The sequence below is a fragment of the Streptomyces sp. SID12501 genome, from assembly GCF_010550245.1.
Taxonomy (GTDB): domain Bacteria; phylum Actinomycetota; class Actinomycetes; order Streptomycetales; family Streptomycetaceae; genus Streptomyces.
In genome coordinates, this window is the sequence record NZ_JAAGLU010000016.1 from 97,398 (window position 1) to 109,953 (window position 12,556).

Consider the following 12,556-nt stretch of genomic DNA (forward strand, 5'->3'; position numbering starts at 1 on the left):
ACCTTATTCGTATGCCTGTTGGGAGCCGCAATGACGCACTTCCCTAGCAAGCGCTTACCGGGCGCCGATGGCCCCGGCGCCGTCGGCAGAACCCTGGCGACCGTCGTGGCTCTGGTGGCCGCCCTGGCCCTCGGCGCGGCCGGTGAGGCGACGGCGGTCAACTCCGTGACGGCCGCCGCTCCCTCCACGGCCAAGGGCCCCGTGACGGCGGCCCTCCGCTGGACCGACCGGGCCCATGGCTTCGCCTCCCTCGACGGCGGCACCTCCGGCGGAGCGGGCGGCAAGGTCGTCACGGTCACCGACCAGGCCTCGCTGGTGAAGTACGCGGCGGCCGAGGCGCCGTACGTCATCCGGGTCGCGGGCTCGATCGCCGTGGCGCCCTTCGGGGCGGATGTCGTCGTCGCCTCGAACAAGACGATCATCGGCGTCGACGACACCGGCGAGATCGTCCACGGCGAGCTGCACCTGAACCCCGGCACCAGCAACGTCATCATCCGCAATCTGACGATCCGTGACTCGTACGTCGAGGGCGACTGGGACGGCAAGACGACCGACTTCGACGCCATCCAGATGGACACCGTCGACCACGTCTGGATCGACCACAACCGCTTCACGCACATGGGCGACGGACTGCTCGACATCCGCAAGGACAGCCAGTACATCACCGTCTCCAGCAATCAGTTCACGAACCACAACAAGGCGTTCGGGATCGGCTGGACGGCCAACGTGCTCACCCAGATCACCATCGACCACAACTGGTTCACGGGCACGAAGCAGCGCAACCCGTCCGCCGACAACTGCGCCTACGCGCACCTCTACAACAACTACATGTCCGCGCAGGTCGCCGACGGCGATCCCGTCTGGACGTACGGGAACTGGTCGCGCGGCGAGACGAAGATGGTCATCGAGAACAGCTACTACGACGGTGTCCAACACCCGTACCAGGCGGACGCCACCGCCGAGTTGGTGCAGCGCGGGTCGATCCTGAGGAACGTCGGCGGACGGCGGGACGAGTGGGGCACCGCCTTCGAACCGCGTGACTTCTACGCCTACCGGCTGGACCCGGCCGCCGCCGTACCCGCGCTGGTCAAGCGCTTCTCCGGGCCGCAGCAGCGGATCGGCGCCGCGGTGACACTCCACGTCCCCGCCGACCACCCGACCGTCCAGGCGGCCGTCGACGCCGTGCCCGCGGGGAACGTCAGCCCGGTGACCATCGCCGTCGCGCCGGGAACGTACCGCGAGAAGGTCTTCATCCCGGCCGGCAAGGCGCACATCCTGCTCCAGGGGACAGGCCGGAACCGCTCCGACACCGTCATCGTCTACAACACCCCGGCCGAGTACGGCGGTTCGACGGGAAGTGCCACGGTCCGCATCGCCGCGAGCGACGTCACCGCCCGCAACCTCACCTTCAGCAACGACTTCGACGAGGCCGCGGTCGTGCTGAACGGCGAGCAGGCGCTCGCGATGAAGACGACCGGAGACCGGATCGTCTTCGAGAACACCGCCTTCCTGGGCAACCAGGACACGCTGATGACCGACAGCCCCAAGCTGGACGTGATCACCCGCGTCTACGTCCGCGACTCGTACATCGAGGGCGACGTCGACTTCATCTACGGGCGGGCGACGACCGTCATCGAGCGGTCGGTGATCCGCGCGCTGAGCCGCGGTTCCACCACCAACAACGGCTACATCACCGCCGCTTCGACCTGGACGGGCAATCCCTACGGCTTCCTGATCACCCGCTCCAAGGTCGTGAGCGACGCGCCCGCCGGCTCCTTCCACCTCGGCCGGCCCTGGCACCCGGGCGGTGAGCCGAACGCTGTCGCCCAAGTCCTTTTCCGGGAGACCGAGTTGCCCGCCGCGATCAAGGCGTCGCCATGGACCGACATGAGCGGCTTCTCGTGGAGGGACGCGCGCTTCACCGAGTACCGGACCTACGGGCCGGGTGCCGAAGTGACCGCCGACCGGCCTCAGTTGAGCGACACCGACGCGGCCGTACACACCGTGGCCGACTACCTGAACGGTACGGATGGCTGGGCCCCGTACGCCCGCCGCTGACCCCCCACAACTTCATAGTTCCCGATTGATCCAGAAGAGAGAGTGCCGACCAATGAAGATCAGCATCCGCAGAAGCAGGCGCGCGGCCATCGCCGTGGCCCTGGGTTCCGTGCTCGCCCTGACCGCCACCGCCTGCGGCGACGACGGCAGCGGAGCGGGCGGGGACAAGGGCAACGAGGGCTCGGGCAAGGGCCAGATCACCTTCTGGGACAACAACGGCGGTGTGCGTACCGACGTCTGGAAGGAGATCATCGCCGACTTCGAGAAGGCCAACCCCAACATCAAGGTCAAGTACGTCGGGATACCGTCCGACAGCATCCAGTCCAAGTACGACACCGCGATCCAGGGCGGCGGACTGCCCGACGTCGGCGGAGTCGGTGCGGCCATGCTCGCCGGCATCGCCGCCCAGAACGCCCTGGAGCCGCTGGACGACCGGCTCTCCGACAGTTCGCTGAACGGCAAGTTGACGCCGGGCATGATCGACAGCGTGCGCAGCGCGGGCGGCGGCGACGACCTGTTCACCATCCCGACCTCCGCGAACAACGGCACACTCTGGTACCGCACCGACCTGTTCGAGGCGGCGAAGCTGGACCCGCCGACGACCTGGTCGAAGTTCTACGCCGCCGCGGACAAGCTCACCGACGCGAGCAAGAACAAGTTCGGTTACACCATTCGCGGTGGCGAGGGGTCGATCGCGCAGGCCCTGGACGCGATGTACGGGCAGTCCGGCATCACGTCGTTCTGGAAGGACGCGAAGACCACCGTCAACGACCCGAAGAACGTGGCGGCGCTGGAGAAGTACACCGCGCTCTTCAAGAAGGACACTCCGTCCGCCGACGTCAACAACGACTTCAAGAAGATGGTCGCCCAGTGGGACAGCGGCGACATCGGAATGCTGAGCCACAACCTCGGTTCCTACCAGGACCACCTGAAGGCGCTGGACGGCAAGTTCCGGGGCATTCCGAACCCCACACAGGACGACGGGACCCGGGTTCAGGTCTCCAACCCCGTTGACGGGCTTGGTCTGTTCAAGTCCAGCAAGAACAAGACGGCCTCGTGGAAGTTCATCGAGTTCGCCGTCTCGCACGCGTCCAACAGCAAGTGGAACGAGTCCGCCGGCGCCATTCCGTCCAACACGGAGGCGGCGAAGGACGCGTGGATCCAGTCCGCGGAGGCGACGAAGCTGGCGGCCGAGTCGCTGAACAGCGGCACGATCAAGATCGTGCAGTTGCCGTACTACCTGCCCGACTGGAACACGATCTCGAAGGCGGACAACGAGCCGAACTTCCAGAAGGTGTTGCTGAAGAAGATGAGTGCGAAGGAATTTCTGGACACGTTGGCCGAGCAGCTGAATGCTGCGCAGGCTGAGTGGAATGAGCAGGTGAGCTAGGGGTCGTTCTTGTTCGTCGCTGGCTGCGGGTTCGTTGTGGCTGGTCGCGCAGTTCCCCGCGCCCCTGAAGGCCAAAAACAGGGGCGCGGGGCCCCAACCTCTCTCGAAAGGCACAACGTCGTGTCTCTTAGCCGTCGACAGGTGACCGCGGCTGCTCTGGCCGCCGTTCCTCTCGCTGTCGGTACCTCGGAGAGCGCCTCAGCGCATTCCGGTCGCCGTTCTCGCACCCTCTACATCGCCGGTGATTCCACCGCCGCCCAGAAATACGCTGACGCCGCTCCGGAGACGGGGTGGGGAATGGCGCTTCCCTTCTTTCTTCGGAAAGATCTCGTTGTCGCCAATCACGCGGTGAACGGGCGCAGTTCCAAGAGTTTCTTCGACGAAGGGCGTCTTGACGCCATTCTCGGTGTGATCGCCCCCGGTGACTTCCTGCTCATCCAGTTCGGCCACAACGACGAGAAGAGCGCCGACCCCGTCCGTTACACCGAGCCCTGGACGACGTACCAGGACTATCTGCGGCTGTACATCGACGGTGCGCGGGCCCGGGGTGCCCGGCCGGTGCTCGCCACCTCCGTCGAGCGGAGAAAGTTCGACGCGAGCGGCAACGCGCTGCCGACCCACGGCGACTACCCGGCGGCGATGCGTGCGCTCGCCGAGGAGGAGCGCGTGGCGCTGCTCGACATCCAGGCCCTGTCGATCGCGCTCTGGCAGGAGTTGGGGATCGAGGAGACGAAGAAGTACTTCAACTGGACAGCGACCGAGCAGGACAACACGCACTTCAATCCGCCGGGTGCCATCGCCGTGGCCCGGCTCGTCGCCGCCGGACTCGTGCGGCGCCGGGTGCTGGCGCGCCGGGACGTGCGCCGCCTCGACGACGAGATCCCGGAGTCCTGGATCACCTGGCCGCAGGCCGCCGCGTAGCCGCTTTCCCCAAGTCCTCCCAGCCTGTTCCTCCAGAAGGAGAGCCGCACCATGAACGCTCACGCATGTCATGATCATGCCACCATGAAGGCCGCCGTCCTGCTCGGCTGCACCGCTCTCGTCCTGACCGTCACCGGTCCCGCCGCCCAGGCCGCCGCTCCGGCCCGTGACCTCGGCCGTCAGACCCTCGCCGCCGGTGACGGCTGGGCGTCCGACGCGGGCGGCACGACCGGCGGTTCGGCCGCGACCGCCGAACACGTCTACACCGTCACCACCTGGGCGCAGTTCAAGGCCGCGCTGCAGGACGGCGGCAGCGCACCCAAGATCATCAAGGTCAAGGGCATGATCGAGGCCGTGTCCGAGGGCTGCGAGGCCTTCGTCGCCGGGGGGTACGACCTCCAGCAGTACCTCAAGGACTACGACCCCGCCGTCTGGGGCAACGACAAGCTCGCCAGCGGTCCGCAGGAGGACGCGAGAGTCGCGTCCGCCGCCAACCAGGACGGCGTCATCAAGGCCGCCGTACCCAGCAACACCACCATCGTCGGCGTCGGCAGGAACTCCGGCATCCTCGGCGGCAGCCTCCAGATCAAGGCCGTCTCGAACGTCATCCTGCGCAACCTCACCATCGAGGCCCCCCTCGACTGCTTCCCGATGTGGGACCCGACCGACGACACCGGCACCGGGGCCTGGAACTCCGAGTACGACGCCGTGGTCGTCTACGGCACCGACCACGTGTGGATCGACCACAACACGCTCACCGACGGCCGCTACCCCGACAGCGAGCGGCCGAGCTACTTCGGCAAGATCTTCCAGCAGCACGACGGGCTGACGGACATCGTGCGCGGCTCCAACTACGTCACCATGTCCTGGAACTCCTTCAAGGACCACGACAAGAACATGCTGATCGGGAACAGCGACAGCACCGCCTCGACGGACGCGGGCAAGCTCAAGGTCACCATGCACCACAACAAGTTCGACGGGATCCTGCAGCGCTCTCCGCGCGTGCGCTTCGGGCAGGTCGACGTCTACAACAACAGCTACGTGGTGACCGAGGAACAGAAGTCCGACTACTACGTCTTCGGCGTCGGCATCTCCTCGCAGCTGTACGCCAGCGACAACGCCATCTCGCTGCCGGCCGGCGCCAGTGTCGGCAAGGTGCTGAAGAAGTGGAAGGAGTCGCCGCTCACCGCCGTGAACAACTACGTCAACGGCCAACTGACCGACCTGATCGCCGTCCACAACGCCGAGATCCCTGCCGAGACCCTCCAGTCGGGCGCCGGCTGGACGCCCACCCTCCGCACGAAGGTCGACTCGCCGCGTGCGGTGCCGTACATCGTCAACCGCGGTGCGGGCGCGGGCAAGGTCTGCTGATCATGGACAGCCCCGAACTCCCTTTCAGCAGAAGGTCGTTCGTCGTCGCGAGCACCGGGGCCGCACTGGCCCTGGGGCTCGCGGCCCCCGCCCGCGCGGCCGGCCGGACCCGGTTCGGCCGCTACGGCTCCCCGTCCCGCCGCCTGACCGAACAGACCCTGTACGTCGACGCGGCCGGCACCGGCGACTTCACGAGCGTCCAGGCCGCCGTGACCGCCGTCGGCGGCACCGGATACACGCTGGTCATCGCGCCGGGTGTCTACCGCGAGACCGTCGCCGTCACGGCCACCCGTACGGAACTGACCCTGATCGGCGCCTCCGAGAACCCGCGCGATGTGGTCATCGTCCACGACAACGCCGCCGGCACCCCGAAACCGGGCGGCGGCACCTACGGCACCACCGGCTCCGCCACCACCCTCGTCCAGGCCGCCGATTTCACAGCCCGCTGGATCACCTTCGCCAACGACTGGCTGCGCGCCGCCCACCCCGAGATCGCGGGGACCCAGGCCGTCGCCATCAAGGTGCAGGGCGACCGTGCGGCGTTCCACCACTGCCGGTTCCTCGGCCACCAGGACACCCTGTACGCCGACTCGATGAGCCGTGAGGTGTACGCCCGGCAGTACTTCGCACACTGCTACGCCGAAGGGGACGTCGACTTCGTCTTCGGCAGGGCCACCGCCGTGTACGAGCGCTGCCACTTCCACACCCTGAACCGCACCGACCTCGCGGGCACCCCCTACGGCTTCGTCCTCGCACCCTCCACCGTGGGCACCAACCCCCGCGGCTACCTGGTGACCGACAGCCGCGTCACCAGTGAAGCCCCGGACGCCGCCTACAAGTTGGCCCGCCCCTGGGTGCCCAGCTCCGACACCACCGCCCGCCCGATGCTCACCGTCCGGGACACCCACCTCGGCCCCGGCATCGACGCGGTCGCGCCCTACACCAACATGTCGGACACCTACCCGTGGCAGAGCCAGCGGTTCGCCGAGTACCGGAACACGGGCCCGGGAGCCCGGATCGTCATCGCCGAGAACCGCCCCCAACTCACGGCCACCGAAGCCGAGTCGGCGACCCGCGAGGCCTACCTCGGCGACTGGACGCCGTGGCGCGGACGGTGGTGCTGAGATGCGCCGACGCACACTGCTCACCGGGTTCGCCGGCGGCCTGATCGCCACCGGCACGGCTCCCGCCTTTGCGTCCGCCGCCCACCGCGTCCTGCATGTCCGTCCCGGCGGCTCCGTCCAGGCCGCCGTGGACACTGTGGTCGCGACGGGCGGCACCGGCCGGACGATCGTCGTGCACCCGGGGACGTACCGTGAGGTCGTCAACGTCCCTGCCCAGGCGGCCGAGTTGACGATCCGCGGCGCCACCCGCGACCCGCGCGACACCGTCATCGTCTACGACAACGCCAACGGCACCCGGAAACCCGACGGTTCGGGCACCTACGGCACCGCCGGCTCCGCCACCCTCACCTCGGCGGCGCCCGGCCTGACCGTACGCGACCTGACCCTCGCCAACGACTGGCTGCGCGCCGACCACCCGGAGATCACGGGGACGCAGGCTGTCGCCGCCTGTGTCACGGGGGACCGGTCGCAGTTCACCCGGGTCCGGTTCCTCGCCCACCAGGACACCCTGTTCGCGGACACGACGGCACTGACCGCCTTCGACCGGCACCACTACCGAGACTGCTACATCGAGGGTGACGTCGACTTCGTCTTCGGGCGGGCGCGGGCCGTCTTCGAGCGCTGCCACTTCCACACCCTCGACCGGGACGTCGCCTTCAAGCCCGAGGGCATGGTCTTCGCGCCCGCCACGGCCCGCGCCAACCCCTACGGCTTCCTGGCCGTGCGCGGACTGGTGACCTCGGCTGCGGAGGACGGCGCGTACAGGATCGCCCGGCCCTGGGTGCCGTCCTACGAGACAACCGCCTGGCCCTCGCTGGTGGTTCGGGACACCTGGCTCGGCCCGGGCATCGACGCCGTGACGCCGTACATCAACATGCGCGAGGCCTACCCCTGGCAGACCATGCGCTTTCGCGAGTACGGCAACTCCGGTCCCGGCCCGGTGATCTCGGTTCCGGAGAACCGGCCGCAGCTCACGGCGGCGGAGGCCGGCGAACATACGCGGCGGACGTATCTCGGCGACTGGTGCCCCGATGAACGGCCGTGACCAGGCGGTGGGGCGGCGGGCGTTCGTCGTGGGGGCGGGGGCGGCGCTGGTCAACGGGGCCGCTGTCGCCCAACCCGCCCAAGCGGACGTGTACCTGGAGTCGGCGGTCGTCGACGGTCCGCTGCCCGGCTTCTACCCGGCGCTCAAGGACGAGCTGGACTTCCCGCTCGCCTGGTGCAGATCCGGTGTCCGGGACTTCCGGTCCTGGCAGCGGATCGCCCGCGCCAAGGTGGAGGAATCGCTCCTCGTCGAGCCGGACGGCGACGGGACCCCGTACCGCCCGGAGTTCGGCGAACGTGCCGAAACCCCCACCTTCACGCGGGAGTTGGTGACCCTCGCGCTCACCCGGTACGAACCCGTGCGCGGTGCCCTGCTCACCCCGCACGGCCCCGGACCCTTCCCCGCCGTACTGCTGCTCCACGACCACGGGGCGAAGTTCGACATCGGCAAGGAGAAGCTCGTCCGGCCCTGGTACGACGACACCCGGCTCGCCTCCGCGCAGGCCTGGGCGGACCGGTACTTCAGCGGACGGTTCGTCGGTGACGAGCTGGCCCGACGCGGCTACGTCGTGCTGGCGCTGGACGCGCTCGGCTGGGCCGACCGGGGCCCACTCGCCTACGACCAGCAGCAGGCCCTGGCAAGCAACCTGTACAACCTCGGCTCGTCCCTCGCCGGACTCATGGCCCGCGAGGACGTACGCGCCGCCCGCTTCCTCGCCGGGCTCGACCGCGTGGACCGGCGGCGGGTCGCGGCCGTCGGGTTCTCGATGGGCGCCTACCGCGCCTGGCAGACCGCCGCCCTCAGCGACGACATCGCCGCCGCGGCCGGCGTCTGCTGGATGACCGGCCTGAAGGAAATGATGGTCCCCGGCAACAACACCCTGCGCGGCCAGTCCAGTTACTACATGCTTCACCCCGGGCTGGCCCGGCACCTCGACTTCCCCGACGTGGCGAGCATCGCCGCACCCAGGCCGATGCTGTTCTTCCACGGCGCCCAGGATCCGCTGTTCCCGGCGGAGGGCGTACGCGTGGCCCACGAGAAGCTGCGCGCCGTCTGGCGCTCGCGCCGCGCCGGGGAGCGGCTGCACACCAGGATCTGGCCCGACCTCGGCCATGTGTTCACCGCACCCATGCAGGACGACGTCTTCTCATGGCTGGACGCCGTCATGTAGCCCCGCTCCCTTCCCCGTTACGACGAAAGGACCCGCACGTCATGCGTCGTATCACTCGCACCACTCGTCTGAAGAGCTCGCTCGCCGCTCTCGCCGTCACCACCGCCGGTGTCGGCCTCGCGGTACTCCCCACCCCCGCCCAGGCCGCGACCGTGGTCGTCTCCACCTCCGCCCAGCTGAGCAGCGCGCTGTCCAGCGCCACCGCCGGCACCGTCATCCAGGTGCGCGCCGGGACGTACTACCCGACGGCCACCCTCCAGTCGACGGCCAACGGCACGTCCGCCAGCCGCATCTACCTCCAGCCGTACGGCTCGGAGACGGTCAAGATCGACGGGTCGAACCTGCCCGACGGTGACTGGATCTTCAAGCTGACCGCCGACTACTGGACCGTCTCCAACATCACGTTCCAGAACTCGCCGGACAGCGCGGTCGTCTGCCAGTCCTGCGCCTCCACGGTCTGGAGCAACATCAAGACCATCAACGGCGGCGACTCGGGGTTCACGCTCACCGGCGACAACACCACCAACAACACGGTCAGGAACATCGACTCGTACGGCAACTACGACCCCGCCAACCACGGTGAGAACGCCGACGGCGTCGCCGTGAAGTTCGGCTCCGGCACCGGCAACCTCATCACCGGCGCCCGCCTCTACAACAACTCGGACGACGGGCTGGACTTCTGGTCCTTCTCGTCGCCGGTCACCGTCGAGCACACCTGGGCGATGGGCAACGGCAGGAACCGCTGGTCCGACTCGGCGTTCGCGGGTGACGGCAACGGCTACAAGCTGGGCGGCGACGGCGAGACCGTGGCCCACGTCATCAACAACTCGGCCGCCTGGGACAACGCGGGCAACGGCTTCACCGAGAACAGCAACAAGGGTGCCATCGTCATCAACCGCACCACCGCCTACGCCAACGCCAAGTGGGGCTACTACTTCGCCACCGGCGCGGCCAAGCTCGGCAAGAACCTGGCCGTCAGCAACAGTTCCGGGTCGGTGAGCAAGGGCTCGTCGGTCACCTCGTCCGGCAACAACTGGGACTCCGGGATCTCGACCCCGTCCTTCGTGTCCACGAGCGCGTCCACCACGTTCAACTCCCGTGCAGCGGACGGGACGTTGCCCGCGACCACGTTCCTGACCACGGGCAGCAGCACGATCGGGTCGACGATGAACTGACCGCCCGCCAAGGCGAGCTGCGAGCTGAACCGAGGGGTGCGGCGCCGCGCCGCACCCCTCACTCCTCAATGGCCGGTTTCGAACCCCTATGGACTTGATATAGATCAGGCAAAAGGTCTGGCAACCGCGAGGGTGACGCGCGTAGAAACCTGTCATGCATAAGCCATTCCGTTTCGCGACAATCACCGTCGCCTGTGCCGTAGCGGGCGCCGCGCTGTACGGCACCGGCGCGGCCACCGCCGGCCAGTCCACGGCGAACTCCACCCACGAGCCCTACAACATCGGGCTCCTGGTCAAGGACATCGACACCTACTACGGCACCACGCTCGACGCCAACGGTGTGTACCAGGCCTCGACGAGCAGTCAGTACGCCAAGGACCTGGCTCAGATCGAGTCGGCGGCGAAGAAGTACATCGACAAGTCGGCGCGCAAGGCGCTGCACAAGGGTGAGAAGCCCGCAGTCGTCTTCGATGTCGACGACACGCTGCTGCTCTCCCTCGACTACGAGAAGAAGACCAACTACACGTACAACTCGGCTACTTGGGCCGAGTACGTGGCCAAGGCCGATCGCCCCGCCGTCTTCGGCACGCCCGAGCTGGTCGCGTACGCCAAGGCCAAGGGCGTCGAGGTGTTCTACAACTCCGGTCTGAAGGAGTCGCAGCGCGCCGCGGCCGTCGCGAACCTGAAGAAGGTCGGCGCCGACATCAACCTCGACGCCGCCCACATGTTCCTCAAGGACGCGGCCAACCCGCCCGCCTACCTGAGCGCCTGTGCCACGGCCGCCGCCTGGACCTGCACGACCGTGCAGTACAAGTCCGGCACCCGCAAGCACATCGAGGACCTCGGGTACGACGTCATCGCCAACTTCGGTGACCAGTACTCGGACCTGGAGGGCGGCTACGCCGACAAGACGTACAAGCTCCCGAACCCGACGTACTTCGTGAGCTGAGCTTCGGTTCCTCACAAGTTCGATCGCAGTCGTACGCACCACGGCAACCCTTTTCGGCCGGGCGGCAACAAGACAGCGGAGCCGGGCTGCGACCTCACCTCATCGGGGCCGCAGCCCGGCTTGTCTCTCAGGGAACGAACACGGTCCCAGCCCCGAGGAAAGGAACGCCCCGTGCGCATCGGCACCGGCCGTCACCGCAGAAACCACACCCTCTCCATCGCCGCCGCGGTGGCCCTCTCCTCGGGTGCGGGTGGCGTCTATCTCGGCCTCTCGCCCGACGGAGCGAGCGCTGCCGGCACCACGGTCACCGTCTCCAGCACCGCTGAGCTGGAGTCCGCGGTGAAGAACGCGATGGCCGGCAGTGTCATCCAGGTGCGCGCCGGTACCTACTACCCGACGGCCACCCTCAAGTCGACGGCGAACGGCACGAGTTCGGCCCGGATCACGCTCCAGGCGTACGGCGCCGAGAAGGTGCGGATCGACGGCTCCAAGCTGCCCGCCGGGTCCTGGCTGGCCGGGATCTACGGCGACCACTGGACGGTCCAGAACCTCACCTTCCAGAACTCCCCGGCCCAGGGCTTCGTGGTCACCTCGTCCGTGGGCGGGATCTTCAGGAACCTCGTCACCGCCCGCAACGGCGACTCCGGCTTCACCCTGCGCGGCGACGGCACCAGCGACAACCTCGTGCAGAACCTGGACAGTTACCTCAACTACGACCCCGCGGGCCACGGCCAGAACGCCGACGGCCTCGCCATCAAGTTCGGCTCCGGCACCGGCAACAGGATCACCGGAGCGCGCCTCTACGACAACGCGGACGACGGGCTCGACCTCTGGCAGTTCTCCACCCCCGTCACCATCGAGCACACCTGGGCCTTCGGCAACGGCAAGAACCGCTGGAGCGACTCGGCGTTCGAGGGCAACGGCAACGGCTTCAAGCTGGGCGGCGGGGGCGCCTCGGTCGCGCATGTCGTCAACAACAACGCGGCCTGGGACAACAACCTGCACGGGTTCACGGAGAACTCCAACACCGGCGCGATCCTGCTCAACCGCAACACCGCCTACGCCAACGCCCAGAGCGGCTTCTACTTCGCCACCGGCAAGGCGCGCCTCGCGAGAAACCTCGCGGTGAGCAACAAGGGCGGCCTGTCCAAGCTGGGCTCGTCCACCGTCTCCGCCGCCAACAACTGGGACAGCGGCGTCTCGACGCCGACGCTGAAGTCGAAGGACGCCACGACCGTGTACGGTGCCCGTCAGTCGAACGGCTCGCTGCCGGCGACCACGTTCCTGGTGGTGGCCTCGACGGTCATCGGGTCGACCATGAACTGACGTACCCCGCAAGGAGAACGAGCCCC

At 68.0% G+C, this 12,556-nt stretch carries 10 protein-coding genes; all 10 read left to right on the top strand.

The features are described 5' to 3' along the window. Nucleotides 1-30 precede the first annotated feature (30 nt). The 10 genes from G3I71_RS20595 to G3I71_RS20640 all read left to right on the top strand — a co-directional run bounded on the left by G3I71_RS20595 (nucleotide 31) and on the right by G3I71_RS20640 (nucleotide 12,530). Nucleotides 31-2,058, top strand: coding sequence for a pectinesterase family protein (locus tag G3I71_RS20595; RefSeq protein ID WP_164316288.1), 2,028 nt, complete (start codon nucleotides 31-33; stop codon nucleotides 2,056-2,058). 52 nt (nucleotides 2,059-2,110) lie between these two features. Then, nucleotides 2,111-3,448 carry a sugar ABC transporter substrate-binding protein gene (locus tag G3I71_RS20600; RefSeq protein ID WP_164316289.1) on the top strand — a complete coding sequence of 446 codons (1,338 nt, stop codon included), beginning with the start codon at nucleotides 2,111-2,113 and terminating at the stop codon, nucleotides 3,446-3,448. Between the two features lie 120 nt (nucleotides 3,449-3,568). After that, on the top strand, nucleotides 3,569-4,369 hold the full coding sequence (locus G3I71_RS20605) for a rhamnogalacturonan acetylesterase (RefSeq protein WP_164316290.1): 801 nt from the start codon (nucleotides 3,569-3,571) through the stop codon (nucleotides 4,367-4,369). 51 nt (nucleotides 4,370-4,420) lie between these two features. Beyond that, the gene (locus G3I71_RS20610) at nucleotides 4,421-5,740 is read left to right on the top strand and encodes a polysaccharide lyase family 1 protein (protein ID WP_164316291.1); all 1,320 of its coding nucleotides are present in this window, start codon (nucleotides 4,421-4,423) and stop codon (nucleotides 5,738-5,740) included. A gap of 2 nt (nucleotides 5,741-5,742) precedes the next feature. Continuing rightward, nucleotides 5,743-6,864, top strand: coding sequence for a pectinesterase family protein (locus G3I71_RS20615; protein WP_164316292.1), 1,122 nt, complete (start codon nucleotides 5,743-5,745; stop codon nucleotides 6,862-6,864). Between the two features lies 1 nt (nucleotide 6,865). Then, a complete protein-coding gene (locus G3I71_RS20620; protein ID WP_164316293.1) occupies nucleotides 6,866-7,909 on the top strand; it encodes a pectinesterase family protein in 1,044 nt (347 codons plus the stop codon). After that, nucleotides 7,896-9,080, top strand: coding sequence for a dienelactone hydrolase family protein (locus G3I71_RS20625; protein WP_164316294.1), 1,185 nt, complete (start codon nucleotides 7,896-7,898; stop codon nucleotides 9,078-9,080). Before G3I71_RS20620 ends, G3I71_RS20625 begins: the two co-directional genes overlap by 14 nt. Nucleotides 9,081-9,121: 41 nt before the next feature. Beyond that, on the top strand, nucleotides 9,122-10,255 hold the full coding sequence (locus G3I71_RS20630) for a right-handed parallel beta-helix repeat-containing protein (protein ID WP_203730866.1): 1,134 nt from the start codon (nucleotides 9,122-9,124) through the stop codon (nucleotides 10,253-10,255). Between the two features lie 154 nt (nucleotides 10,256-10,409). Continuing rightward, nucleotides 10,410-11,204, top strand: a complete 795-nt coding sequence (locus G3I71_RS20635; protein ID WP_164316295.1) for an HAD family acid phosphatase — start codon at nucleotides 10,410-10,412, stop codon at nucleotides 11,202-11,204. A gap of 171 nt (nucleotides 11,205-11,375) precedes the next feature. Beyond that, nucleotides 11,376-12,530 (top strand): right-handed parallel beta-helix repeat-containing protein, encoded by a 1,155-nt coding sequence (locus G3I71_RS20640; RefSeq protein WP_164316296.1) that lies wholly within the window; start codon nucleotides 11,376-11,378, stop codon nucleotides 12,528-12,530. The last annotated feature ends 26 nt before the right edge of the window (nucleotides 12,531-12,556 follow it).